General features: G+C 60.1%; 23 protein-coding genes. 16 read left to right on the forward strand and 7 right to left on the reverse strand.

Going from position 1 to position 26,471, the window contains the following annotated elements; all coding sequences use genetic code 11:
* Positions 1–71 precede the first annotated feature (71 nt).
* The gene (locus FGQ61_RS01820; protein WP_138374386.1) at positions 72–662 is read left to right on the forward strand and encodes a GNAT family N-acetyltransferase; all 591 of its coding nucleotides are present in this window, start codon (positions 72–74) and stop codon (positions 660–662) included.
* Positions 663–669: 7 nt separating this feature from the next.
* Here the strand turns inward: FGQ61_RS01820 and FGQ61_RS01825 are convergent, their stop codons facing one another.
* Positions 670–1,392, reverse strand: a complete 723-nt coding sequence (locus FGQ61_RS01825) for a GntR family transcriptional regulator (protein ID WP_138374387.1) — start codon at positions 1,390–1,392, stop codon at positions 670–672.
* A gap of 205 nt (positions 1,393–1,597) precedes the next feature.
* On the opposite strand from FGQ61_RS01825, the gene FGQ61_RS01830 reads away from it, so the two are divergent.
* The 12 genes from FGQ61_RS01830 (at position 1,598) to FGQ61_RS01885 (ending at position 15,186) form a co-directional block, all read left to right on the forward strand.
* Positions 1,598–2,590 (forward strand): SIS domain-containing protein, encoded by a 993-nt coding sequence (locus tag FGQ61_RS01830; RefSeq protein ID WP_138374388.1) that lies wholly within the window; start codon positions 1,598–1,600, stop codon positions 2,588–2,590.
* A gap of 231 nt (positions 2,591–2,821) precedes the next feature.
* Positions 2,822–3,904 carry a DMT family transporter gene (locus FGQ61_RS01835; RefSeq protein ID WP_022095163.1) on the forward strand — a complete coding sequence of 361 codons (1,083 nt, stop codon included), beginning with the start codon at positions 2,822–2,824 and terminating at the stop codon, positions 3,902–3,904.
* 182 nt (positions 3,905–4,086) lie between these two features.
* Positions 4,087–5,010 carry a PTS sugar transporter subunit IIAB gene (locus tag FGQ61_RS01840; protein ID WP_022095162.1) on the forward strand — a complete coding sequence of 308 codons (924 nt, stop codon included), beginning with the start codon at positions 4,087–4,089 and terminating at the stop codon, positions 5,008–5,010.
* Between the two features lie 36 nt (positions 5,011–5,046).
* Complete coding sequence (locus tag FGQ61_RS01845) at positions 5,047–5,841, forward strand: PTS mannose/fructose/sorbose/N-acetylgalactosamine transporter subunit IIC (RefSeq protein ID WP_022095161.1); 795 nt, start codon at positions 5,047–5,049, stop codon at positions 5,839–5,841.
* Positions 5,842–5,854: 13 nt separating this feature from the next.
* The gene (locus FGQ61_RS01850) at positions 5,855–6,688 is read left to right on the forward strand and encodes a PTS system mannose/fructose/sorbose family transporter subunit IID (protein WP_138374389.1); all 834 of its coding nucleotides are present in this window, start codon (positions 5,855–5,857) and stop codon (positions 6,686–6,688) included.
* A 199-nt stretch (positions 6,689–6,887) separates the two neighbouring features.
* Positions 6,888–7,871: an SIS domain-containing protein gene (locus tag FGQ61_RS01855; protein ID WP_229025861.1), complete on the forward strand. Its 984-nt coding sequence runs from the start codon at positions 6,888–6,890 to the stop codon at positions 7,869–7,871.
* A 160-nt stretch (positions 7,872–8,031) separates the two neighbouring features.
* On the forward strand, positions 8,032–8,661 hold the full coding sequence (locus FGQ61_RS01860) for an HAD family hydrolase (protein ID WP_161115153.1): 630 nt from the start codon (positions 8,032–8,034) through the stop codon (positions 8,659–8,661).
* 355 nt (positions 8,662–9,016) lie between these two features.
* On the forward strand, positions 9,017–10,024 hold the full coding sequence (locus tag FGQ61_RS01865) for a YitT family protein (protein WP_138374392.1): 1,008 nt from the start codon (positions 9,017–9,019) through the stop codon (positions 10,022–10,024).
* Between the two features lie 219 nt (positions 10,025–10,243).
* Positions 10,244–10,963 carry a GntR family transcriptional regulator gene (locus FGQ61_RS01870; protein ID WP_055310102.1) on the forward strand — a complete coding sequence of 240 codons (720 nt, stop codon included), beginning with the start codon at positions 10,244–10,246 and terminating at the stop codon, positions 10,961–10,963.
* 372 nt (positions 10,964–11,335) lie between these two features.
* Complete coding sequence (locus FGQ61_RS01875) at positions 11,336–13,318, forward strand: RecQ family ATP-dependent DNA helicase (RefSeq protein WP_138374393.1); 1,983 nt, start codon at positions 11,336–11,338, stop codon at positions 13,316–13,318.
* A 2-nt stretch (positions 13,319–13,320) separates the two neighbouring features.
* On the forward strand, positions 13,321–14,076 hold the full coding sequence (locus FGQ61_RS01880; RefSeq protein ID WP_138374394.1) for a GntR family transcriptional regulator: 756 nt from the start codon (positions 13,321–13,323) through the stop codon (positions 14,074–14,076).
* A gap of 141 nt (positions 14,077–14,217) precedes the next feature.
* Positions 14,218–15,186, forward strand: a complete 969-nt coding sequence (locus FGQ61_RS01885; protein ID WP_138374395.1) for an SIS domain-containing protein — start codon at positions 14,218–14,220, stop codon at positions 15,184–15,186.
* A gap of 208 nt (positions 15,187–15,394) precedes the next feature.
* Here FGQ61_RS01885 and FGQ61_RS01890 read toward each other — a convergent pair whose 3' ends face one another.
* The gene (locus FGQ61_RS01890; protein WP_138374396.1) at positions 15,395–16,372 is read right to left on the reverse strand and encodes an L-lactate dehydrogenase; all 978 of its coding nucleotides are present in this window, start codon (positions 16,370–16,372) and stop codon (positions 15,395–15,397) included.
* Positions 16,373–16,583: 211 nt separating this feature from the next.
* Between FGQ61_RS01890 and metA the strand changes: the two genes are divergently transcribed.
* Positions 16,584–17,510 carry a homoserine O-acetyltransferase MetA gene (gene metA, locus FGQ61_RS01895; RefSeq protein ID WP_138374397.1) on the forward strand — a complete coding sequence of 309 codons (927 nt, stop codon included), beginning with the start codon at positions 16,584–16,586 and terminating at the stop codon, positions 17,508–17,510.
* A 42-nt stretch (positions 17,511–17,552) separates the two neighbouring features.
* Here the strand turns inward: metA and FGQ61_RS01900 are convergent, their stop codons facing one another.
* The 4 genes from FGQ61_RS01900 to FGQ61_RS01915 form a co-directional block, all read right to left on the reverse strand.
* The gene (locus FGQ61_RS01900; protein WP_138374398.1) at positions 17,553–18,149 is read right to left on the reverse strand and encodes a 5-formyltetrahydrofolate cyclo-ligase; all 597 of its coding nucleotides are present in this window, start codon (positions 18,147–18,149) and stop codon (positions 17,553–17,555) included.
* 121 nt (positions 18,150–18,270) lie between these two features.
* The gene (locus FGQ61_RS01905) at positions 18,271–18,600 is read right to left on the reverse strand and encodes a type II toxin-antitoxin system HicB family antitoxin (RefSeq protein ID WP_138374399.1); all 330 of its coding nucleotides are present in this window, start codon (positions 18,598–18,600) and stop codon (positions 18,271–18,273) included.
* Entirely contained in the window at positions 18,593–18,856 is a 264-nt protein-coding gene (locus FGQ61_RS09785; protein ID WP_084591735.1) for a type II toxin-antitoxin system HicA family toxin, read from the reverse strand. The genes FGQ61_RS01905 and FGQ61_RS09785 overlap by 8 nt, the downstream gene beginning before the upstream one ends.
* A 155-nt stretch (positions 18,857–19,011) precedes the next feature.
* Positions 19,012–22,047, reverse strand: a complete 3,036-nt coding sequence (locus FGQ61_RS01915; protein WP_035136792.1) for an insulinase family protein — start codon at positions 22,045–22,047, stop codon at positions 19,012–19,014.
* A gap of 623 nt (positions 22,048–22,670) precedes the next feature.
* Between FGQ61_RS01915 and FGQ61_RS01920 the strand changes: the two genes are divergently transcribed.
* Positions 22,671–24,137, forward strand: coding sequence for an ATP-binding protein (locus FGQ61_RS01920; protein ID WP_035136793.1), 1,467 nt, complete (start codon positions 22,671–22,673; stop codon positions 24,135–24,137).
* A gap of 100 nt (positions 24,138–24,237) precedes the next feature.
* Here FGQ61_RS01920 and FGQ61_RS01925 read toward each other — a convergent pair whose 3' ends face one another.
* Positions 24,238–24,729 (reverse strand): hypothetical protein, encoded by a 492-nt coding sequence (locus FGQ61_RS01925; RefSeq protein WP_035136794.1) that lies wholly within the window; start codon positions 24,727–24,729, stop codon positions 24,238–24,240.
* A 215-nt stretch (positions 24,730–24,944) separates the two neighbouring features.
* On the opposite strand from FGQ61_RS01925, the gene FGQ61_RS01930 reads away from it, so the two are divergent.
* Positions 24,945–26,027, forward strand: a complete 1,083-nt coding sequence (locus FGQ61_RS01930) for an HNH endonuclease (RefSeq protein ID WP_006235116.1) — start codon at positions 24,945–24,947, stop codon at positions 26,025–26,027.
* Positions 26,028–26,471 lie beyond the last annotated feature (444 nt).

Below are 26,471 nucleotides of genomic sequence, written 5' to 3' on the forward strand. Positions count from 1 at the left end.
GTAATGACGAGGGGCCGCCCTGCGCTGGGTTTGGCGCAGGGCGGCCTTTGCTTTTGGGGGAGAAGAGTTGTATGACCGAGATGTCCGAGCCGGCGATTCGCCTGGCGACGCCCGAAGACGCGCCGGCGTTGCTTGCCATCTATGAGCCATATGTGCGCCAGACGGCGATTACCTGCGAATACGAGGTGCCGAGCGTTGAGGAGTTCGCCGGGCGCATCGAGCGTACGCTCAAGCGCTATCCGTACCTGGTGATGGAGCTGGACGGGCGTCCGATAGGCTATGCCTATGTGAGTCCGCTCAACAGCCGCGAGGCATACGACTGGTCGGTCGAGACGTCGATCTACCTGGCACGCGATGTGCGCCATGGCGGGCTGGGTCGCAAGTTGCACGATACGCTCAAGCAATGCCTGATTGCGATGGGCATCACCAACATGTGCGCGCTCATCGCCGTGCCGCACGATAAGGACGACGAGTACCTGACGCACAACAGCCAGGACTTCCATGCCCATATGGGGTATCGCCTGGTGGGCGCCTTCGATCGCTGCGCCCAAAAGTTCGGCCGCTGGTACGACATGTGCTGGATGGAGTTGGTCCTAGCCGAGCGCACGCCCAACCAACCCAAACCGACCTGGTTCCCCGACCTCCCCAAACCTACCTTTTAGGGACAGGTTAGCCGATGGGCTCGGTGTATTTGGCGCGGTCGGTGCGTTGGATGCGCTTGGAGACATGGAGCGGGCGGCCGTCGGTGTCGTAGACGTAGTCGGTGATCAGGATCAGCGCCTGCCCACGCTCAACGTTGAGCAAAAACGCCTCGTTTTGCGAGGCATAGCACACCTCAAAGGTCTTGTGCCCCTCTGCCGGCGCGCGATGGAATTCTTGGCGCAGCGTGGCGTAGAGCGAACCGTTGATATCGCGATCGATGAGTGCTTCAAAGCTCGGTGGTAGATAGGTGGTCTCCAGGCACAGCGGCGCATCGTCCAGATAACGCAGGCGGACAAGTTTGACGAGCTTGCTGCCCACGGCGACATCGAAGAACTTGGCCGCATTGCCCGCGGCCTTGGCAAAGCCCGAGTCCACCGTGCGCGTGGTGGGCTTCATACCCTGACCCTGGACCTGTGTCGTGTAGCTCGAAAACACCAGGTTGTTCTCGTGGAGCGCCGGCGTGTCGGCCACAAAGGCGCCACGCCCGCGCTCGGTGCGCACCAGGCCCTCATCAACGAGCACCTTAAGGGCGTGGCGTACGGTGCTGCGCGACAGCCCCGATTCGTCCATGAGTTCCATCTCGGACGGCAGCTTGTCTCCGCGCGCGTAGGTGCCGGAGGCGATGCGGTCGCGCAGCATGCCCGCCAAGCGCTCGTATTGGGTCAGTCTCTTTTTAGATGAAGCGTTCATGCGATCAACCTGTATCTAACCTGTATGCGTATCTAATCAAGCATGTATTCAATACAACAACAAAACCGCTGGTATCAAGTTATCGAAAACCGTATCAGCAAATTTTTTAAGACAAATATAGCATACAACTAGTCGACATAACCAAAACATGTATGTAACTTGTATGCCATCGAGAGCATCAAACGAGAAGAAAGGCTGATGCACGATGACTACTCAGGAACAGGTTAAGGACGTCGTCTCCCAGGTTTTGGCCGACAAGGCAGACAAGGGCGGCATCAAGCGCGTCGTGTGGATTGGCGCCGGCGGATCCAACGGCGGCAACTATCCTGCCCAGTACTTTATGGAGCACGAGGCCACGCAGGTCGTGAGCTCCAGCTACACCAGCAATGAGTTCGTGCACGCCACGCCCGCCTATGTCAACGAGAACACCCTGGCCGTCGTCGTGTCCATGCGCGGCACCAAGGAGACCATCGTCGCCGCCCAGGTCGCCAAGGACCACGGCGCCAGCACCATCGCCATCTATGTCGATGAGTCCGGCCTCACCGAGGTCTGCGACTACAAGATTCAGTATGACAGCCTGGCCGTCGACGAGTCTTGCATGGGCCGTACCAACTCCGCCGTCGTGACCATGATCGCCATGGAGCTTACGCAGCAGACCGAGGGCTATGCCGAGTATGAGACCGCTATGGCCGCCTTCGACCTGGTTGACCCCATCTATCGCAAGGCCGTCGAGTACACCCGTCCGCTCGCCGCCAAGTGGGCCGAGCAAAACGCCGACAAGCCCTGCATCAACGTGATGGCTCAGGGTCCGCTCTTTGGTGCCGCCTACGTCTTTAGCATCTGCAACGTGCAGGAGATGCTGCAGATCGACTCCTGCACCATCAACACCTGCGACTTCTTCCACGGCCCCTTCGAGATCCTGGACAAGCGCACCTCGCTGTTCCAGCTCATCAGCGTCGGCCGCAGCCGCTGCAACGACGAGCGCGGCATCCGCTTCGTCAACCAGTACGGTGGCGAGCGCGTCTATCAGCTCGACGCCAAGGAGCTCGGCCTCAACGACGTCAAGGACAGCGTGAGCGAGTACTTCAATCACCTGATTTTTGCCCCGATCCTCAACAACGTGTACATGCGTGCGCTCTCTGCCGTCACCCACAAGGACTACATGACGCGCCGCTACATGTGGAAGCTGGACTACTAGGGGATAGAGCGGCCTAACAGCTCGATGTCCTCATAAGTTGCGGTGGAATAGTTCCTGCTTGGGGGCTTGAAGCCTCTATTTAGGAACTATTTCACCGCAACCGCCCAGTAATCCGCTGGGGGCGGAGGAAAACGGATCACTTATCCGCTCGCCGATTTGTGTCTTGAAAAATGTATATAACGACTATAACGTAGTACGAAACATATTGGAAGCAATACCGAGGAGGCTGCGTTGAAGAAGAGCAATCTGGGCTATGTGCTGGTGCTGATCGCCGCGCTTATGTGGGGCAGCATCGGAATCTTTGTAAACGGCATCTCGGCCATGGGCGTTTCGTCCCAGAGCATGGCTGCCTTTCGCTTGTTGGTCGGAGCGCTTATCTTGGCGCCGGTCCTGATGTTTATGGGCTGCCGTCCGGGTGAGGGGTCTACCGTGGCTCAGGGTCCGCTGGCCCTGTTCAAGGCAAGCCCTAAAGAGCTTGTTCCTTGTGCGCTTGTTGGCATCGTCGGTTTGGCCGCCGCTAACACCTGCTATTACGAGTGCATGGGCGAGGTGGGCATGTCCACGGCCTCGGTGCTGCTCTACACCTCGCCGGTGTTTGGCGTCATGCTCGGCCGCGTGCTTTATCGCGAGGACGTGACCCCCAACAAGCTCGTTGCCATTGTCTTTAACATCGTAGGCTGCGTGCTTGCAGTGACCAATGGCGACCTTTCCGGTTTTCATTTTTCGGTTTGGGGCGTCACGTCGGGCGTGATTGCAGGCCTTTGTGGTGCGTCGCTCGCGGTGTTTAGCCGAATAGCAACCAAGACGGTCCACCCGCTGGCTGTCACGTTTTGGGGCTTTGTTTTTGGCGGTGCGGTTATGGCAGCTATCGCGGCTCCGTGGCCGGATGTCGCCGCGGCAATGTCGCCACAGCTGCTGCTGCTGTTCCTTGGCTTTGGACTCATCCCCACAGCCGTTGCTTACATCTTATATATGCAGGGTCTGTCCATGGGGCTCGAGACATCGAAAGTTCCCGTCGTAATGTCTTTCGAGACGGTCGTCACCGTACTGGTGGGCATTGGTGTCTACGCCGAGCCCGCCGGCGCGATTAAAGTCCTGGGCATCGTGTTGGTGCTCGCGTCCATCCTGATTATGAACACCGACTTCTCCAAGCTGCGCAACAGTGTGTTTGTCGGTCATGTCATTGAGAGCATGACCTTTAAGCCCAACGCGTGGTGGACCGAAAAATCTCAGGACATGGATCTGTTTAAAGAACGCACCGGCATTGCGCTGGAACCCACCGTACAGGAAAGCCCCTGGTACTTCGTGCGATAGGGGATTGCGCGCAGGGTCTGACCTGGGGTTATCCAGCTAGCGCCGGCCTACCCAGCCCAACGTTTCGAGTACGTTAAACCCGTCAACGGTCGATTTTCACCCGCGAACGGTCTTTATACTAATTAGCAATATAAGCAACGTATAAGACGTTATAATGACCATAACGAAAAGGAGGAGGCAAGATGAATCAGATCATTCTCGCATCTCATGGCGGCCTGGCCGCAGGCGCCAAAGACACGCTCGAGATGGTTCTCGGCGACGTGTCGAACGTCCACGTCGTGTCGCTTGCTCGTGACGACAAGGAGCCCATCACCAATAAGGTTGAGGCTATGATCGCCACGTTCAACGCGGACGACACCGTCTATGTGCTGACCGATATGCTCGGCAGCTCGGTCAACAACAACATGGTCGAGCTTTCCAAGAACGGCACGAAGTTCACGGTTGTCAGCGGTTTCAACATCCCGTTGGCGCTCACGCTTGCTATGAGCCCCGCCCCCGTCAAGGGCGCCGAGCTCGCGGCCCTCATCAACGAGGCCCGCACCGGTCTGACCAACCCCAACGCACCGGTCGAGGCCGCCGCGGCTCCCGCCAAGAAGGCCAAGGCGTCCCGTCACAGCTCCGGTCCCGCCAAGATCGTCCTCGCACGTCTTGACTACCGTCTGCTGCACGGCCAGGTCGTCTTTACTTGGACCACCAAGGTTCAGGCCGAGCGCATCATCGTCGTCGACAACGCTGCCGCCAACGATGACATCAAGAAGGGCGCTCTTAAGCTGGCCAAGCCCCAGGGCGTGCGCCTGAACGTCTTCACCGTCGAGCGTGCCCTCGCCAAGATGGATAAGCTCAACACCCTCGGCGAGCGCGTCATGTTCGTCTTTGGCAACACTGCCGAGATGCTGCAGTTCTGTCAGGGCTACAAGCTCGACGCCATCAACCTGGGCGCCACCGCCAACCACGACGGTGCCGATCAGGTCGGCGGCAAGGACAGCTCCGTCTTCCTCGACGCCACCCAGAAGGCCGACGTCAACCAGCTGCTCGACATGGGCATCAAGCTCTATGTCCAGCAGACCCCTACGTATCAGAGCGTCGACATCGACGCCAAGCTGTAATCAACCAGGCTTTTGCCTGACTGAAAGGAGAAGGGTATGAATACGTTCATCAGTGCGGTGCTCGTCGGCCTCGTCGGCGTGTTCTGCATGTGGGACTCCCGCCTGCTCGGTCGTCTTAACTTCGAGCAGCCCCTCGTTGGCGCTACGCTCGTCGGTCTGCTGCTGGGCGATGTGCCCACCGGCCTTGCCGTCGGTGCCGCCGTCGAGCTCGTGTCCATGGGCCTGGTGCAGGTCGGCGCCGCCGTTCCGCCCGATATGGTCCTGGGCGGCATCGTGGCCGCTGCCTTTGCGTGCCTGACCGATGCTTCCGCCGAGACCGCCATGACGATCGCCATCCCGGTCGCCGTCCTGGGTCAGCTCCTCGGCATCGTGTTCCGTTCCATCATCGCCGCCCTCACCCATGTGGCAGATAGCGCGATCGATAACGGAAAGTTCAAGACCGCCTACCGTATGCACATCTGCGCCGGCTCCGGTCTGTACGCCATCATGTACTTCCTGCCGATCTTCCTCGCCGTCTTTGTTGGCACCGACCTGGTTCAGGCCATCGTCAACATGGTTCCCGAGTGGCTGTCCACTGGTCTTAACGTTTCGACCAAGATCATGACCGCCTACGGCTTGGCCCTGCTGCTCACCATGATGATCAAGAAGGGTATGACTCCGTTCCTGTTCATCGGTTTCCTGCTCGCCGCTTACCTCAACCTGTCCGTCATCGCGGTCGCTCTGATCGGTGTGTGCCTGGCTGTCGTCTTCATGGGCTTCAAGTTCAACGGTTCCCATGCAGCCGCCGGTGTCGATTCCGACTACGATCCGCTCGAAGACGACGAAGACTAAGGAGGAACACACTATGGCAACCGCAACCAAGGACGTGTCCCTGAACAAGAAGGTCAGCCAGTTCTTCTGGCGCTCCTGGGCCATCCAGGCCTCTTGGAACTACGAGCGTCAGATGAACATGGGCTTCCTCTACGGCATGGTTCCCACGCTCGACCGCCTCTATCCGGACGAGTCCGACCCCAAGCAGCTCGCTGCTAAGAAAGAGGCTTACCACCGTCACATGGCGTTCTACAACTGCACCCCGCAGACGAGCGCCTTTATCCTGGGCCTCACCGCCTCCATGGAGGAGGAGTACGCCAAGGATCCCGAGAACTTCGATCCCGATTCGATCAACGCGGTCAAGACCTCCCTCATGGGTCCGCTTTCCGGCATCGGTGACTCCTTCTTCCAGGGTACCATCCGCGTTATCGCTTTTGGCCTGGGCGTTCAGCTGGCTCAGCAGGGCTCCATCATGGGCCCGATCCTGGCCATGCTCATCTCCATCGTCCCCTCTGTGCTGATCACTTGGTTCGCAGCCAAGATGGGCTATCAGGGCGGCCACGAGTACCTGAGCAAGCTTCAGGGCGGCGACCTCATGGAGAAGCTCATGTATGTCTGCGGCATCGTGGGCCTTATGTCCGTGGGCGGCATGATCGCTACGCTGATCGGCGCCACCACCCCGCTGCAGTTCGCTGAGGGCACCGTTGTTATCCAGGACATCCTGGACGGCATGATGCCCCAGATGATCTCCCTCGGCCTCACCGGCCTTATGTACTGGCTCATCAAGAAGAACGTCAACACCGGTTGGCTTCTCGCGATCGCCATCGTGGGCGGCATCGCCCTCTCCGCGGCCGGCATTCTGGCCTAGTCGCGACCAAGCGCCTAACCGCTTTCCCCCGGGGGCCTGCCTGGCATCCCATACCCCAGGCAGGCTTCCATCCCCAAAATGCGACAATGGGACAGTCCCTTTGTCGCATCCTCAACGGGCCGGCGACTCGGTCCAAATCACGGTAACCCTGCGAGCGCCCGGCAATGTGGCGCCGCAAAAATCGAAAGGAATGTGTCAGATGTACGAGATCGACCTTAACCTCCCTAAGCAGATCGTCGCTGACGTCCTGTCCAACCACGAGATCCACAGTGTCGCCTTCGTCGGCTGCGGTGCTTCCATGTCCGACCTGTACCCCGCCAAGTACTTCCTGGCCAACAACACGGACAAGCTGAACGTTCAGATCTTCACCGCTAACGAGTTCAACTATGACACGCCTTCCTGGGTCAACGAGCACACCTTCGTGATCACCTGCTCCCTCGGTGGCTCCACGCCCGAGACCGTCGAGGCCAACAAGACCGCCAAGAAGCACAACTGCCCGGTCGTCTCCCTCACCAACAAGGCTGGCTCCGCTCTGACCGTCGACGCCGACTACGTCATCGTTCACGGCTTCCACGCCAACTTCGCTGCCAAGTGCGAGAAGCCCGGCTATGCCATCGCTCTTGCTCTCGAGATCCTTCAGCAGACCGAGGGCTATGACAAGTACGACGACATGATCACCGGCCTCACCAACGTCTTCGATCTCTGCGAGAACGCTGCTCAGTCCTGCAAGAAGCTCGCCAAGAAGTTCGCTGAGGACTTCAAGGACGACAAGATGATTTACTTCATGGCCTCTGGTGCCTCCGAGAAGATGGCTTACTCTCACGCCGCCTTCCTGTTCACCGAGATGCAGTGGATCGACGCCGCCGCCTACAACACCGGCGAGTACTTCCACGGCCCGTTCGAGGTTTCCACCGAGGGTAAGCCCTACGTCTTCTTCATGTCCGATGGCGCTACCCGTCCGATGGACGCCCGCGCCCTCACCTTCCTTGAGCGCATGGGCGCCAAGGTCGCTCTGATCGACTCCAAGGACTACGGCCTGGCTGACGCCGTGCCCGCGAGCGTCGTCACCTACTTCAACCCGCTGCTGCACCTCGCCGTTATGCGCGAGTACGGCAACCAGATCGCCGAGGCCCGTCAGCACCCGCTGACCATGCGTCGCTACATGTGGAAGCTTTCCTACTAATCACAAGTAAGTAGACCTTACGGGTTGATTGAGAGGGGATGGGGTTTGCGCCCCGTCCCCTTTTTTGCTCTTGGGAGGGCACGCCTGTCGCGTCGCAAAACCCAGGATAAAACCTACCAAAATAAACCTGTCTCTATTTGGCAGGTGGGAGGAGATGCGTATGATCAAAGCAGTGCTGTTTGACATGGACGGCGTGCTGGTCGATACCGAGTGGTTCTACAACCGTCGTCGCGTGGCGTTTATGGAGGAGAAGGGGTTCCACTTTGACGAGATCCCCGATCTTTCGGGGTCTAACGAGCCGGCCATTTGGGAGGCGCTGGTGCCCGACGATGTTGAGCTGCGCGAGCGCCTTCGCGTGGAGTACAAGCAGGTCTACAGCCCGGACCACCCCGTTCCGTATGCCGAGCTGCTCAACGAGCAGACGGAGCCGGTGATGCGCGCACTGCACGAGCGCGGCGTGAAGTGTGCCATCGCGAGCTCGTCTTATCGTGAGCTCATTGACGAGCTGGTAGAGATTGCCGGTATCGCCGATGTGCTGGACTACACCATCAGCGGTCACGAGTGCAGTGCGTTTAAGCCCGACCCCGAGATCTACCTGCGTGCCATGGAGGCGCTGGGGGTGGAGCCTGCCGAGTGCCTGGTTATCGAGGATTCGCCTTTGGGGATCGAGGCTGGCAAACGTTCCGGCGCCCGCGTCCTGGCACTGCGTCCGCACGAGGGCGTCAACCTCGATCAATCGCGAGCCGATGCCGTTATTGATAATCTGACCGACATTTTGGCCGCTTTGTAGTGTCAATCCGCCGCGAGAAGCACGGGTTCAAACGTTTTTTGCGGTGGACTGGCTCAATTTGGTTTCGATTTTGATCCGTTTGGCTTCGATTCGGACTAAGTGAGTAGACTTTTTGGCGCAGGCCGAGCACAATGCATATCTTCCTTTGTAAAACCGCAGGTCACAGGGGTGGCGGTTTTGGGTGTGCTCGGCAGATCGTAAAAAGTCTACTCACTTGGAATTTTGCCCTTTGGTCGTGGGGGTTGCTGGTCCCGTTTTGGTTGTCGAGGGAGGTTGAATTGAAGCGCCCCCGCACGCTCCATGCTACAATCGCGGGCATGCCCCACAACCACATCTGCCTTCGAAAGGAGCCTACGTGGCGAACGCCATCGATCAGCTCACGGACCGAGTGCTCGTGCTCGGCCGCCTCACCATCGTCCGCCGCGCCATTACTGCTGTGGCGGTCACCATTTCCGCCGTTCTCCAGACATTTCTGATCCAGGCGTTCATTCAGCCCGCCGACCTGCTTCCGAGCGGTCTTACCGGCGTCGCGGTCCTGCTCGATCGCGTTACCTCGCTGGGTGGCGTTCATATCGACATCTCGCTCGGCATGCTCGCGCTCAACATCCCCGTGGCGCTCTTATGCTGGAGCGGCATTAGCAAGCGCTTCGTCATCTTCTCGATGATGCAGGTCGTGCTCTCATCGCTGTTCCTCAACGTCTTTCACTTCGCGCCGTTTTTGGGCGACAAGATCATGCTCATCATTTTTGGCGGCGTGGTCTCGGGTCTGGGCGCTGCCATCGCGCTTAAATCCGGCGCATCCACCGGCGGCACCGACTTTATCGCGCTGTGGGTTTCCAACCACACGGGCAAGACCATCTGGGGCGTCATCTTTGGTTTCAACTGCTTTATCCTGGCGATCTTTGGCTTTATGTTTGGCTGGGACAAGGCGGCGTATTCCATCGTGTTCCAGTTTATTTCGACCAAGACCATCGACAGTTTCTATCGTCGCTACGATCGCGTGACGCTGCAGATCACGACGCGTAGGGCAGACGAGGTCATGACTGCCTACGTAAACCATTTTCAGCACGGCATTAGCTGCGCCGAGGTCGTCGGCGGATATAGCCGCGAAAAGATGTACCTGCTGAACACCGTTGTCTCGACCTACGAGAGTCAGGACATTATCAAGCTGGTGTGCGACGTTGATTCCGGCGCCGTGATCAATGTGTTCCACACGCTCAACTTTGTGGGCGGCTGGTGGGGCGGTCATGTCGACGAGCCCATGCCCACGGCCGTTCCCGATCCCGACAAGCCCGCACGCATGGCCAGCAGGCAGGCGCGCCTCAGCGAACAGGACAGCCTGCAGCAGGACGACGGCAAGTAGGGTATTGGCATTTTGCCGGTCCTGCGCAACCCATCCGAACGAGCCCCCCGAAAGCCCCGTTGCTTTCGAGAGGCTCTCGTTTGCCCAGATAAAACCTACCAAAATGAAGCTGTCGCTTTTTGGTAGGGAGGGTGTATCGTTTTATCATTATGAGGTAATATGAAACTAGACGTTATATACGTATTAGTTATTTCGATATTTCGATAAGAGTGATTAGATATGCCTGCGCCCAAAAATGCACCGCTTTACCAGCAGATTTACGACGAAATCAAGGATGCGATCGAGAAAGGTGTTTATGCACCCAAGGAGCGTATTCCGTCCGAGCTTGAGCTAGCCGAGCAGTACGACGTGAGCCGCATTACGGTGCGCCGCGCCGTCGAGGAGCTGTGCTCCGATGGCTACCTGGTTAAGCAGCAGGGCCGTGGCACCTTTGTCTCCACGCCGCACATCAACCGCCAGTTTCACGCCTCGACGCTGCAGACGTTTACCGCGCTGTGTGCCGGCAACGGCATGAAGGCCGGTGCGCACGTGATCGATCGCCAGATCGTTCCGGCGCGCCAAAACGAGATGGAGTTCTTTGGCCTGCAGAAGGATGCGCTGCTGCTGCATATCAAGCGCGTGCGTACGGCCGACGGCGAGCCCATCTTTGAGGAGAACATCTTTGTGCCGTTTGACGCCTACCGTGAGCTGTTGACGGCCGATCTTGAGGACAAGTCGATTTTTGCCGAGGTCGAGCGTGTTGGCGGAACGCCGATTGTCTCGGTTGGCTACCGCACGGTCGAGGCCGTTCGTGCCAATACCGAGCAGGCGGCCGAGCTGGGCATTGCTCCGCACGATCCGCTGCTCAACCTGCGTGCCGGCTTCACGGGCCCCAATGGCGAGCCGGTCCTGATGGGTAAGCAGTACTACGTGGGATCGCGCTACGTTATGGTCATGTAGGGTTGGTTCCGCCGTTCTTACGAACGGCGGACCGATCGACGCTGCAAGCCCGCCAGAGCGGCAATCTGCCTTTCAACTTCGGCGGCATGATCAAAAGATCAATGCCGCCTTGTTTCAAGGCACCTTGCTCGCTCTGGTGGGCTTTCGCTGACATTGCCAAAACATTGACGTTGCCGGGCCGGCACTTGGGGACGTTCCTTTTGTGCCGGCACCTGGGGACACTCCTTAGTCGTTGGGGACGTTCTTAAACGACTAGTCATTCAAGAACGTCTCCAATGATTACCCGCAGAATGAGCGTGGCTGACAGCCGGGCGACGCCGGTCCGCGTGGCGGCGTATAATCGGCGGCAGATGACTTGGACGTTAGGAAACCATGACCGATAGCATGCAGCAGATGGCGCTCGACACGCTCGGCGCCTATTTTGGCTACACCTCGTTTCGCCCGGGCCAGGACCGCATGGTCGATGCGATCCTTGCCGGTCGCGATGCGCTCGGCGTTATGCCCACGGGTGCCGGCAAGTCTATCTGCTACCAGGTGCCCGCGCTCATGATGCCCGGCATCACCTTTGTGGTGAGTCCGCTGCTGTCGCTTATGGAGGACCAGACCCGCGCGCTGCTCGCGGCGGGCGCGCGACCCAGCTATCTCAACTCCAGCCTTACTCCGGCCCAGCAAAACACCGTGCTCAAGCGGGCGCGCGAGGGCCGCTACCAGCTTATGTACGTGGCACCCGAGCGCCTGCTCGAGCCGCGCTTTCTGGCCTTTGCGCAGGAAGCTGCGGCCGAAGGCGGCATTGGCGTGCCGCTCGTGGCCATTGACGAGGCCCACTGCGTGAGCCAGTGGGGCCAGGATTTTCGTCCCGCCTACCTGCAGATTCGTGAGTTCATCGATTCGCTGCCGCAGCGCCCCATCGTGGCGGCCTTTACCGCTACGGCGACTGAGCGCGTGCGTGCGGACATTCAGCAGATGCTCGGCCTGCAAAACCCCGCGACGGTGGTGACGGGCTTCGATCGCAAGAACCTCTACTTTGGCTGCGAGGAGATGGGCGACAAGGCCAAGGCCGCGTGGGTGCGTGACTATGTGATCGCGCATTCGAGCGAGAGCGGCATCGTGTATTGCTCGACCCGCAAGACGGTCGATGCGCTGGCAGGCGAGCTTGCCGAGGCGCTGGGACCTAGCGGCATTCGCGTGGGCCGCTACCATGCCGGCATGGGCAACGACGCCCGCCGTCAAAGCCAGCGCGCCTTTATCGACGACGATATTCAGGTGATGGTTGCCACCAACGCCTTTGGCATGGGCATCGACAAGCCTAACGTGCGCTACGTGATTCACAACAACGTGCCCGAGAGCATCGAGGCCTACTACCAGGAGGCGGGCCGCGCCGGCCGCGATGGCGATCCGGCCAGCTGCCACTTGCTGTGGAACGGTAACGATTTTCGCATGCGCCGCTTTTTGATCGACCGCGGCGATGCTGCCGACGAGGCGCTCGACGACGAGCAGCGCGCGTGGGCGCTCCAGAATCGATATCGACTGCTCAGCCAGATGGAGGGCTACTGCAATACCACCGGCTGCCTGCGCGAATACATGCTGCGCTACTTTGGCGACGAGGCCGCGGCCGAGCATGCGTCAGCGACTGGTGCGGGCGGCGCCGCCACGGACGACGCCGAGGGCTGTGGCAACTGCAGCAACTGCCTCACGCAGTTTGATGTCGAGGACGTCACCGATATGGCCCGCGCTGCCGTGCGCTATGTGGCCACGCGTCCCATGCGCTTTGGCAAGTCGCTGATCGTCGACGTGCTCCACGGCGGCAACACCGAGCGCATTCGCCAGATGCATCTGGACGAGGACCGCGGCTACGGTGAGCTGTCAAGCGAATCGGTCGGGCGCATCAAGGACATCATCGGCCAGCTGTGCGGCCGCGGTTATTTGGCCACCTCGCAGGGGCAGTACCCGGTCGTTGGGCTGGGCCCGCGTGCCGTCGAGGTCGAGGATGAGGCGTTCGCCTTTACCGTTAAGCGTCGCGCGTCCAAGCGCAAGGCCTCGGCCCGCGCCCGCCGTGCGGTGGATCTGCTGCGCGAGGAGGCCGAGCTGGATCAGCGCCCGCGCGTGGGCGACGACGCCGAGCTGTTCGAACGCCTGCGCGCCTTGCGCAAGGAGATCTCGACCGAGCTGGAGATGGCGCCGTACATGGTCTTCTCCGACAAGGCCCTGCGCGGCCTGTGCCGCCTACGCCCGCAGACGCGCGATGAGCTTATCCAGGTCAACGGCATCGGCGAGAAAAAGGCCGATGCCTTTGGCGAGCAGTTTATGGCGGCGATTGAAGAGTTTGAGTCCGAGCATGCACGGAATGGAGCATAACGATGGCATCCGACGATAAAACCGAGCGCACTGAGGTGTCCGCTGTGCCGCTGTACCAGCAGGTTATGGATGACCTAAAGGGCGAGATCGCGCGTGGCGTGTATCCGACCGGCTCGCGCATTCCATCCGAGATGGAGCTCGCGAAGTCCTACGGCGTGGGGCGCATCACCGTGCGCCGCGCCATCGAGGAGCTGTCGCGCGCGGGGTATCTTAGCCGCCAGCAGGGGAGGGGTACCTTTGTGTGCGCTCCCAAGCTCAAGCGCAAGATTGTCCAGAAAGGCGATGTTCAGAGCTTTACCGAGGGCTGTGCCGCCAACGATATGGTGGCGGGCGCGCGCCTGGTGTCGCGCACGGTGGTCGCGGCGACGCACGAGGATGCGGCATTCTTTGGCGTGGAGCCCGGCTGCGAGCTTATCGTGGTCGAGCGCGTGCGTACGGCCGACGGCGTCCCCGTCATGCTCGAGAACAACGCCTTTGTGCTTGCCGACCATCCGTATCTGCAGACGCTTGCCGACAAGGACCTCACGGACAATTCCATCTTTGCGCTTGTTGCCGAGCATTCGGGTCGTTCGCCGCTCAAATCCGATCCCTGCACGGTGGAGATTGCGCTTGCCGATGCTCAGGCGGCCCCGCTGCTCGAGGTTCCGATCGGCGAGCCACTCTTCTACATGGAGACGTACTTTACCGATTTTGATGAGCAACCTCTGCTGCTCGGTCGCCAAAAGATCGTGGGCTCGCGCTACGTGTTCGACATCTAACGTTCATAGATAGAACAACATAGAACAAATTTGCCGAAATGACTTTCCGAGCGATTGCTTGCGTGGTATAAATAGGACAACATAGAACGACCGCAGGTACGAGCTGTCGTCTAAAGTTGCCACACAAGGAGGAACATCAGTATGAACGCACATGATCTGGTTCAGGAAATCATCGAGCGCAAGGGTAAGATCGAGAACGTCTTTTGGATCGCCTGCGGCGGTTCGATGATCGACCTGATGCCGGCCAACGAGCTGCTCAAGCGCGAGGCCACCACGTTTACCTCCACGGTCTATACTGCGCGCGAGTTCTGCCTGATGGCCCCTAAGAGCCTCGGCGAGAAGTCGCTCGTCATCGCCTGCAGCCACAGCGGCAACACACAGGAGGTCGTCGACGGCTGCGAGATGGCGCTGGCTGCCGGTGCCGAGGTCGTTGCCATGACCGACTGCGAGGGCTCCAAGATCGATAGCGGCAAGTGGACCACCTGGGTTTACCCGTGGGGTGAGGGCGTGTCGCAGGCCGAGGTGCCGCAGGGCATCGGTGCTCTGATTGCCGCCGAGCTGCTCGACCAGCAGGAGGGCTACGAGGCGCTCGCCGACATGTACGAGGGTCTTAAGCAGATGGACGCGCTGCTGCCTGCCGCCCGCGAGAAGGTCAACGCCGAGCTGGGCGCCCGCTTTGCCGAGCTCTGCCAACAGCACAAGTTCTTCTACATCCTGGGTTCCGGCCCCAACTTTAGCCAGACCTACGCCATGGCCATCTGCTCGCTCATGGAGATGCAGTGGCAGCACTGCTGCTACATCCACTCCGGTGAGTACTTCCACGGCCCCTTCGAGGCCACCGAGCCCGGCGTGTTCTACTTTGTGCAGCTCGGCGCAGGCGAGTGCCGCCCCATGGAGGAGCGCGCGCTTGCGTTCCTCAACACGCATACCGACACGCTCATGGTGCTCGATGCGCTCGAGTACGGCGTGGGCGAGGTGCCCGCTAGCGTGCGCTCGTTCCTAGAGCCGATCTTCTTCTACGCAATGAGCTGCGAGCTGCGCGCCGCCCGCGGCAAGGTCTTCGACCACAGCCCCGAGTACCGCCGCTACATGGGCATCGAGCAGTACTAAGTAACGGGAATTATCTTTTTTGGCGGGGTCTGCGCTGAGCGCGGGCCCCGTTTTGCGTTGTGGCGGCCGAATTTGTTCGGTCGGAAAAGTATTAGACCTAAATTTGCAAGCGTGCCGCATGAGTCAAAAAAGCGGGCCGCGCCGGGGGTTTCCGGCGCGGCCCGCTTGGGATCGTGCTTAGATTCGCAAGGTTGCGGCAGTCGGTGCCCTACTTTGCGTCGTAGGCTTCGGTATCCCACCAGTCGAGCTGGGCGATGTTGTCGCGGATGTGCTGGCAACTCTTGTGGAAGCCCTCGAGCTCGTGCTCGGACAGGTCGAGTGTGTAGACCTCCTCGACGCCCTCGGCACCGATCACGCACGGCAGGGAGGTGAAGATGCCCTCCTCGCCATACTGGCCGGTCATGAGCGTGGAGGCGGAAAGCACGGCGTGCTCGTTGTGCAGCACGGCGGCGCAGACGCGCGCGGCGGAGTTGGCGACGGCGTACTCGGTGCACTGCTTGCCCTGGTAGGTCACATAGCCGCCCTTGCGCGCGAGCTCCTCGACCTCCATGTGGTCGAAGGCGTACTTGTCGGGGTTCTCGGCCTGAAGCTCAGTCAGGCTCTTGCCGGCGATGGTCGCGGCCTTAAAGGCGGCCAGCTGGCTAAAGCCGTGCTCGCCGATCATGTAGGCGTCGATGGACTTGGGGCTCACGCCGACCTTCTTGGAGATCTCGGTGCGCAGGCGTGCGGAATCCAGACCGCAGCCCGAGCCGATGATCTTCTTGGGATCGTAGCCGGTCAGGTGCCACAGCTCGGTGCACACGACGTCGCAGGGGTTGGAGATGCTCACGAAGATGCCGTCGAAGCCGGCGTCGACGATGCGCTTGGCAAAGGTGCGGGCGGCGTCGGTGGTAAAGAACAGCTCACCGTCGCGGTTACCGGCGGCCAGTGCGACCTTACCGGCGGCGTTGACGATGACGTCGCAGCAGGCCAGCTCCTCGTAGTGGTCGTAGCAGTTGACGATCTTGGTGTTATACGGGACAAACGAAAGGGAGTCGCGCAGGTCCTGGACCTCGGACGTCACCTTGGCCTCGTTGATATCGCACAGGTACAGCTCATCGGCAATGCCCTGCATAAGCAGGCTGTTGGCGACATGTGCTCCTACGTGGCCCTGGCCGACCACACCGATCTTACGCGTCTGGTACATATGAGTATCCTTTCGGCCGAGTTTTTCGCGTTGAAACATTGTAGCGTCCTGCCGTTACTTTGCTAGGCTAAAGTGCAGCAGATTTTAGAGACATGCCTTAATTTCTACTTTTGGGGCGTTTTGGGCCGTTGGCGGCATCGCTGGGCGATGTGCTCGCGCGAATGGGGCCGCTCGTTGTACCATAGCTGCAACTGACTCGTAAGGAGCATCCATGCCCATTCGCATTCCAGACGCCCTCCCTGCCGCCGCGCAGCTCGAGAGCGAGAACATCTTTGTCATGACCGAGTACCGCGCGCTGCACCAGGACATCCGTCCGCTGCGCGTGCTCATCCTCAACCTCATGCCCACCAAGATTGCCACCGAGACGCAGATCATGCGCAAGCTCTCCAACACGCCGCTGCAGGTGGAGGTGGACCTGCTGCGCACCAAAACGCACGAGGCCACGCACGTGAGCGCCGGCCATCTGGAGACGTTTTACCGCACGTTCGACGACATCTGCGACATCCACTACGACGGCCTGATCATCACGGGCGCGCCGGTGGAACAGATGCCGTTCGAGGAGGTCGACTACTGGCCCGAGCTCTGCCAGATCATGGATTGGTCCACCACGCACGTGCACTCTACGCTGCACATTTGTTGGGGCGCGCAGGCCGGCCTGTACCATCATTACGGTATCCAGAAGTACGATCTGCCGGCAAAGGCGAGCGGCGTGTTCGAGCATTATCTAGTGAAGCCGAAAAGCCCGCTGGTCCGCGGCTTTGACGACCGCTTCTATGCCGTACATTCGCGCAACACCGACGTGCGCCGCGAGGACGTGGAGGCCGAGCCGCAGCTTGAGGTCGTGGCCGTGTCCGACGAGGTGGGCCTGTACATCGTCAAGTCGACCGACAGCCGTCGCTTCTTTGTCTTTGGCCATCCCGAGTACGACACCGATACGCTGCGCCTGGAGTACGAGCGCGATGTGAAGCGCGGGCTCAACCCGGAGGTGCCGGCGCACTACTTTCCGGGTGACGACCCCTCCGCCGAGCCGCGCAACGTCTGGCGCAGCCAAGCTCAGCTGTTCTACACCAACTGGCTCAACTACTACGTCTACCAGACCACGCCCTACGACCTGGCCCGCGCCGGCGAGGAGCACTAGGCTGCGATGGTACTGCTGTAGCCGTGGCTGATATGGCGGCGATTAGGCGCTGATGATGTGGGGTAGCGGCAGGTCGTGAGCGTCGGTGGGAACGCGGTCGACACGCTGCTCGTCAAAGGCGATGCCGATGATTTGGCATGCGGGCGAGAGCATGGGCAGGTAGCGGTCGTAGCAACCGCCGCCGTAGCCCAGGCGCGCTCCGGTTTGGTCGAAGGCCACGAGCGGCACGACGATCATGTCGAGAGCTTCGGCAGGCACGATAGGGAAGTGGTTGCTGTCGATGTCCGTGGCCGCAAAGGCCCGCGTAGGGTGGGCGATAAACGGAGCCGCGGACGCATCGTCGGCGGCAACTGCCCGCATACACATGCGCTGGCCACAAGCTGCGGCATCAATTGCCGAGAGCATGCACGGATAGGCTACGCGCCAGCCGCGTTTGGCGGCAGCTGCGGCAAACGCGGCTGGGTCGACTTCGGAACCCATCGCGGCATAGACGGCAACGGTGTGCGGCGCCGCGGCATCCAAGCGGCCCAGCAGCTCAACCAGCCGCGCATAGATATCAGCAGACTTCGCCGCCCGTACATCCAAATCGAGATCGTCGCGCCGAGCAATCATTGCCCGCCGCAACTCAGCCTTGTCCATCCCAGCCTCCTCTAGCAAACCTGCCAAAAAGGGACAGGTTTATTTTGGCGGGTTTTATCTGGGCAAACGTCGAAGCCGCCACAAAGGCGCCCTGTGTGGCGGCTTCGACTCGACGTTGGCTTCACAGCGCCGCAGCGATCGCTTCAGTCACAAACTTATTGAGTGACTCACCCTTCTTTGCTGCTGCCAGCGCTGCTTGCTTGTGGAGCTCAGAGCCCGTTCTTACGTTGAACGAGCCCTTAAAAGCCCGCTCGGGTTCCTTGCCCTTCTCGGCGCAAAACTCAAGGTAATCGTCGACGGCGTCGTGGAAGCATTGCTCCACTTCTTCAGCCGTGGAGCCTTCAAATACGATTGCGTCCCTAATGCCGGCGACCATACCTGTTAGCACATGCTGTTCGGCATTGAACTCGACCGGGGCGAAATAACCTTTGTATGCCAAAACGTTACTCATGACTACCTCCGACATCTTGCAGAAAGCGAACGATGTTTCGAATGGTCCCCGCTGTCAATTCGTCAGATGGATGAGGCGCGTGCATTACGAACATCCTGCCATCTGATGGCCTGTAGAAGCGAACGCGCGATCCGGACGTCTTGCCTTTGCTGTCCATTTCAAAGCCATATGAAGCCATAACTTTAAGAAAGTCAGCAAATCTATACGTTGAAGGACAGCTAAGCAGCTGGGCGATGAGTTTATCGGATCGAGTCATCCCGCCTCACATTCTGCAACTATATTCTAGTTGCAATTTCAGTTCGATGCAAGCACCTCTACTATAGAACATGTGTGCGTATAGAACAAATGTTCGAACTACCACGAAGGGCGCCTGTGAACTGCGCCCTTCGTGGTAGTTTTGCTTGCCGTGCCTTAGCCCAGCAGGTCGATGACGTTGAAGCCGGCGTTGCTCTTGGCGATGACGTCGCGGCCGCCAAAGACGCAGGTGGGTGACTCGGCTGCGATGCGCGTTACGTCGGCGCCGAGCGAGCGAAGCTCACCGGGCGTGGCGGCGAGCATCTGGGCGCGGCGCTCCTCGCGCGCATGCGGATCGAGCCCGGCCAGGTAGGTCGTGTTGCGGCGCTTGGTGAGCGCGTACGGCTTCACCGGCGCGTCCATGCCGCTCACGCAGCTCACGATAAAGCCCTCAAAGGCGGCCTCGTCGGGATCAAAGCTGCCGAGCCATTCGCCCGCGCGCGCCACGCGCTCAATCGAGGGGTCGATTGCCGGGTCGCGGTAGGTGTAGAACGCCGCCTGACGCTCGCCGGCCGCGCGGAATCCGCAGCCGTACGCGCCGCCCTTAACGCGGATCTCGTTCCACAGATAGTCGTAGGAGAGCGCGTTGGCGGCAACCGCCCAGGCGCCCGTCACGTCGATGCCCAAGCGACGCGGGTCGCACGCGCTTGCCGCAAAACAGATGTCGCTGGGGATGACAAAGGCCTCGTGGCGGTCGCACGGCGTCGGCACCACGAGCGCGTTGCGGCCGGCATCGGCGCCGTCGCCAGCGCCCAGCTCCAGGTCGCCCGCGGCGGCCCAGTATGCGTTAAAGTCCTCGTCGCTGCCGGTAAAGCTCGCCAGGCAGCCATCGGCCACAAAGATGCGGCCTGCCAGCTCGGCAAGCTTGGTACGCAACCCGTTCACGCGCTCGTCAAAGTGGTCGAGCAGGTCGCGCAGGAACAGATAGAAGTCCACGCCCGAAAGCTGCTCGCGCACCACGGCCGAAGGCGAGCTGTAGCTCATCGCGCGACCGAGCGCCGCCGAGTGGCCGTTGTTGATAAAGCCCTGCTCAAGCCCAATGCGAATCTGTGTGAGCACGTCGCGCACGCGGTCGGCGTCGGCATCTGCCAAAAGCGTGCTCGACCATACCTCGCGCGGCAGACTCGCCAGCGCATCGATCTTCTCGGACAGGGCGCCGGCGCTCACCAGCAGGTAGGGGCGCACGCCGTCCACTTCGGGCTGCGTCATGACCTCGGTCGTAAAGCTCAAAAAGCCGAGCTTGCCAGCGAGCAAGTTGTCGAGTTCCTCGGCCGAGTGCTCGCGCGTGGGCAGCTGCTTAAGCAGGCGGCAGAGCAGTGTCACATAGGGCAGGTCCTCAAACGCGACGCAGTTCAGGTCGAAATACTGCATGGCGTAGGCCAGACGGTTGGTGGGGATGCCGTGGCGCAGGCAGGGGATGGGCACGGTCGTGTCCACGATCAGTGGCGGCTCGGGGCGCGCCTCGCCAATGTCGGACACGCGCAGGCGCGGCAGCGTGGCCTTGGCCTCGGGTGTGTCTTCCGCCTCCTGCGCGGCACGCAGCGCGGCCGTGCGCTCGACCACGTCGGTCAGCTCGGCATCGGTCATGGCATCGCGCTTGGCTGCCAGCTCGGCGGCCTCGGCACCCTCCGAACCCTCGGCGGCGTCCACCGGCACCAGCTCGACCAGTGCCATGTGGTCGTTTTCCAGCACCAGCTCGCGCAGCAGGTCCTCAAAATAGCTGCCGTCCAGCTCGCTACGCAGCTCCTCGTACACCGGGCCGTACTTGAGCGCCAGCGTCGCGGCGTCGTCATCGTAGAGCCAGGTGCTCAGCGCGTCGCACGCAATGGCCACGCCGTCGGCGATGCCATAGTCACGCTGGCGCAGGTCGTACTCGTTGCTGCTGATGATGGCTTCCAGACGCTCGCGCGGAACTCCGTGCTCGCACAGGTCGCGGCAGGCGTCCTGGAACACGCGACGCAGCTCGCGCGCCACACCGGGCTGTGCGTTTTGCAGCATGATGAGCTCGTAGGGCTGCAGGCTCTCGGCCGCGGTGTAGCTCACCACGTTGCCGCCCAGGCCGGCGGCCAGAATGGCCTTCTTAACCGGCGCTTCGTTGGAGCCCAGCAGCGCCTCGAACAGGATATCCGCCGCGATCGTGCGCTTGCGGTCGAGCGCGCTGCCCAGCACAAGGCCCAGGCCCACCAGGGCGTTCTCGGGTGTGGTGGCCATCTCGATGCGCTTGTACTCGCAGGTCACGGGCGCCTGCGCGTCCAACGGATTGGGCGCCAGCGTGGACGGGTCCTCGCCGGCGGCAACGGCAGCGTCCATGCGGCGGCTCGCGGCACTCGGCTGCGACAGATAGCGCTCGTCCAAAAAGGCCAGTGCGCGGTCCACGTCCAGGTCGCCGTAGAGCGTGATGTAGGAGTTGGAGGGATTGTAGTGTCGCGCGTGCGTGTCCAGGAACTGCTCGTAGGTGAGCGCGGGAATCGCGCGCGGGTCGCCGCCGCTCTCGTGCGCATAGGCGGTGTCGGGATAGAGCGCGGCGTTGACGGCATCGTCCAGCACGCTCATGGGATCGGACAGCGCGCCCTTCATCTCGTTGAACACCACGCCGTTATAACGCAGCGTGCCCTCGTGCAGGCTCGCGGCGCTGCTGTCGCCGTCGCCCTCCGGCAGGTCCAGTTCGTAGTGCCAGCCCTCCTGCTCAAAAATGGTGGGCTTGGTATAGATGGCCGGGTTGAACACCGCGTCCAGGTACACGTCCATCAGGTTGTACAGATCCTGCTCGTTGGTGGTGGCAACGGGGTAGATGGTCTTGTCGGGGTAGGTCATGGCGTTGAGGAACGTCTGCATGGAGCTCTTGATCAGGTCGACAAACGGCTCCTTGACGGGAAACTTGGCCGATCCGCACAGCACCGAGTGCTCAAGAATATGGAACACGCCGGTGGAATCGGCCGGCGGCGTCTTAAAGCCAATGGCAAAGGCCTTGTTTTCGTCGTCGCACGCCAGGTACAGCAGACGAGCGCCCGAGGCAGTGTGTCGCAGCACGTAAGCGTCCGAGTCGAGCTCGGGCACGGTCTCGCGGCGCTCGACGGCAAAGCCGTGGCAGGTAGTGCCGGGCACCAGCAGTGCAGCGGCTGCGGCGCGCGGGTCGGTTGAGGTGGTGGGCATATGCAGTCTCCTTTGACGCCCCAGCGGGGGCGAATCGAGTCGAATCCTCGAGAGTATACCCATATGGGGCCGCGACCCTGCGGCGAACTGGAGACGATGCCAGCGGATTGGGCGAAGGGCTCGCGTGCCCGCCGCACGAGCGTGGAAAATTGGACACTCGCCAAACGAGAGTGGATATTCGGACGGACGAGCGAGGATTTCCGGATACCTATCGAACGAGAGTGGATATTTGGACGGAATTTGCCGCAAAAGCCCCAAAAACCGTCCAAATATCCACTCTCGATATCCGACCGTCCGAAAATCCTCGCTCGTCCATCACTCGCGTATCTCTCGTCCCTCATTCGTCTCTAATATGAGAGATGACAGGAAGATGAGAGAAAAATATGAGAGATAACTGAGCAGCAAAGAGACAGGCAATCATGGTATTGTCTCAATACCAATTGTTCTACCAGCAAAAATATGTATAAATGAAGCAAATGGTAGACATTCCATCTCTCATCTATCTCTCTATCTCTAAGCCGAGAGATAGAGAGATAGATGAGAGATAATTTCGAGAGATAACTGAGAGACGAGGGAAATCTATCCGCGGCATTCTCCGCAGGACCGAGCGAAAGGACGTGCAGATGAACGAAAACGAGCTGACCGGTCTGCTTGAGTCTTTAAGGCGTATGGGCTCGGATGATCTTAACGTCGAAGTGAAGGAGAGCGCCACGACGCTTTCCCGCGATGTGTGGGAAACGGTGAGCGCATTCGCGAACACTGCCGGCGGAATCATCGTGCTCGGAGTGAGTGAGCGCGCAGGTTTTGTCCCGGTTGAGAACTTCGAGACCGAGAAAGTGCTCAACCAATTTGTGTCAGGCATGGGTGATGCGGGCGGTCGAGGAAAGCTGGCCAATCCGCCTAAATACACGATCGAGCGAGTGGAGCTTCAGGACGTCATCGTTCTCGTCATTACGATTGAGGAGCTCGATCCGTCGAGCAAGCCCTGCTATGTCATAGAGCGGGGCGCCCAGGGCGGCAGCTACAAGCGCATCGATGACAAAGATGTGCCGCTTTCATCGACCGAGGTGCTCGCATTGGCGTCATACGGTCGAGCGACTCCGAGCGATCGGGACGCGGTGGCGGGTGCGGGCGCGGACAATCTCGACGAGACGCTGGTCGACCGTACGATAGATCGGGCTTTCTCGTTGACGCCCCGGGCAATGCGCGGCGCGCCGGACAAACAAACGAAGCTGGAGCGCCTAAATATCCTTGATTCCCAGGGCAATGTCACCAAGGCTGGACTCCTAGTTGTGGGCACCTACCCTCAGCAGTTCTATCCCAAGCTCTTCATTGACGTGGCTGTCCATGCGGGAACTCAGAAGGGCATGGCGGGGTCGCTGAGGTTCATGGACCGCACAATCTGTGAGGGAACGTTGGGCGAGATGATCTCGGATGCCGTCGCAGCCGTCGCCAAGAATTTGCGGCGAACCTCGACCGTCCAAGGCGTCTCGCGTGTCGACTCGCTTGAGATTCCCGAGGAGGTTCTGCGCGAGGCAATCGCCAACGCCGTAATCCATCGAGAATACGGGGATCGGTTCTGTGGACAATCGATTGCCGTCGACGTCTTTGATGATCGTGTCGAGGTGACAAATCCTGGCGGCCTTTACGGGGGAAAGACTCGCGAGAACTTGTTTGACGGCAGCTCCCGATGCCGTAACGCGACGCTTGTGAAGCTCATGTCGATTGTCCCGCTGCCGGATGGCGCAGGTTCGCCGGCTGAGGGCAATGGCTCGGGCATCCCGATGATGATCGATGCCATGCGCGCGCATGGTCTGGCCGGGCCCCTGTTCTGCCCGGGATTCGATCGGTTCAAGGTCGTACTTTACCGTTCAAAGATCGAGCCGGTCGATCATGGCGGGGGCTTAATTGTGACGGCACTCAAACACTACGGCGAGCTGGGGACGCGCGAGCTGGCAGAGCACACAGGGCTCACAATTTCCCAGGTTAGGTCGCGCGTCAACGCGCTCATTGCTCAAGGCGAGCTTGAGCCCACGGCGCCGGCGACGAGCCGCAACCGCAAGTATCGACTGTCGGAGCGCGTGGGATAGATGCGTTAGTGGACGAGGCGACCCAATAATCGACCCTCGATTGGCGTCCATTAAGGTAAAGCGGTTGTTGCCCAGTCGACGGTGATGCTAAAGACTCGGCTTACGCCGGCATGGCCCCGAACCCGTCTATCAGGAACAGCCTAAGAACCAGCTTGATGACATTTCCCGGTTTGACTTCTGCCGCGTCAAAGACGTGGCGCTCGGCGAGCTCGCTGCAGTATGCATAGATGTCGCGGATAAGGTCCGCGCCCGAGAGCGTAAACATGTAGCCTGCGTCCGAAAGCGCATTGGGCGCGGCAGGCAACTTGGCCATGTGGCAGAACGTTTGCAGGTCGGGCGCCATAACGTTCTGGTAGTCGAGGTGGCCGTTGGCATCCTGCGCGGCAACCTCCAATTGGCGCACAAAATCCAGCGCCGCCGCTAACACAAAGCTCGGCGTAGGCGCATTGACGTCCTGAGTGGTCGCCACAAGCCTGCCCGCCGCCTGCGTGACAAGCCAAGCGACCTCGCGCTGGCAACGCACAGCCTTGCGCGTAACCGGCTTGATGGACGAAGAAGAAACGCTTCCCTTAGGCGGATTCGAAACAGCCACAAGAACCTCCCATGAACGACCCGGCCCAACAAGCCCGGATGAAACACGTGCTACATCAGTATACAGGGAAGTGGGGTAGCGGGGTACAAGCGCGCCAGCGGCAAACCGAGAGCATCAACGATGTGCCGATCGCGGAATGAGATCTCGTAATAATTGACTCTCGGCCATATTATTGAGGGGCATGACTCGCGTTCGTATGGTTGTAGGTGCTGGCGATGAACGACATTGACCTTGCTGTTCCGTTGATGGATGGACCAAGCTATGACCGCGCCTGCAGTCTCGTGCCTTCCGAATACGTTGAGGCATGGGAGTGGTTTCTGGGTGAGGAACAGCGCGGCGGCGTTTGGACCAGCCTTCCGCACCACACCAAGGAAGATAGTCCTCAGTATCAGTACCGTTTGAGAATTGGCTCGGACTTCTTTCCCGTAACGCGGGATTCAGGGATCTTCTGGCCGGGCCAGGATCGGGTGAAGCAAGATCCCAATAAGATCTTTGCGCTTTCGGTCCATAACTCTAAAAAGAGCTTCTACACCGATGTGCCTCCGCTCTATTTGGATGACGGTACGTGGGTCATTAAGTATTCGGTCCAAGCGCCAGGAGCCGTTGGTTCTCGAGACCAGAATTACAACCGTAAAATGCTCAACTGCATGGAATGTGGCGTCCCAGTCGGAGTCATATTTGCAACCGAGGTGGGCTATAAGGTGCTCGGCCTTGCGTTTGTTGAGCGGTTCGAGCCCGAAAATGGATGGTTTGTTCTGCACGGTCCTGTTCATAAAGGCGGACCGGACCCTCGTTTTGCGCCCGACATGAGTTATCTGAAGCACATACCCGTCGATATTGAGTTTGCCGGACAGGGTGCGACCGACGACGAAAAGGTCCGCTATGCGTTAAGGCGCGAGCGATTGGGGCAGCAATGGTTCCGCAAGCAGCTCGTTGCCGCCTATGATGGCCGTTGCGCGGTGTCGGACTGCGGCGTCAGTGAAGCTCTGGAGGCTGCACATATCGAGAATTACTCGGGACCCAAATCGCAGGTTGCCAGCAACGGTATTCTGCTTCGGCGCGATCTTCATTCCCTATTTGATGCTCACCTGATTTCGTTTGAGCCTGTTTGCGGCGAATATCGGCTGTGCGGATCGTACCTGCTGGATAAGACCGACTACGCTTCCTTTGCGGGTGCGACGCTAAGGCAGCCGGATGAGCGTCAGTGGCGACCCGATACGGTGTTTCTTGAGGCCCATCGCATTGAGTTCGATCGCTCGGAAAAGAAGCGTGAAAAGGCGGGGCTTCTGCCGTATTAGCGTATTTGGCTTTGGCATTCTTTGACGATCGTGTTGTTTGATCGGATCGCGTGGCGATGCAATCTCGCGCACGCCCGCCGGTGCATGCTCTTCCTGATTTGTATAGCGAGAGGGGAGCGTATATGAGCTGGCGAGGCGATATTGCGATGGGGAAGTACGGAAAACTGCCGTGTGCCCTTATAGACAACAATATGTTTCCGAGCGTAGAGGTTGATTGCGCGTCGTTTGTCGTCACCTGCCCTTGCTGCGGCTCGCAAATACCGTGTCTCGACATTCGGTTTATCGATGCGCGCGACAGACTCAGCGACGAAGTGAGAAAACGGACAGGCGTTCATATGCCGGTGTATCCGGAGAAATGCCCTGTTTGTGGCCTCGATATCGTGTACGACGCCGGCGACGAGGGATAGGTGATGCGGAGGAGTTGGCTGTGAGTGTCTTTTGCCT

It is taken from the genome of Collinsella aerofaciens (genome assembly GCF_005844325.1).
Lineage (GTDB): Bacteria > Actinomycetota > Coriobacteriia > Coriobacteriales > Coriobacteriaceae > Collinsella > Collinsella aerofaciens_G.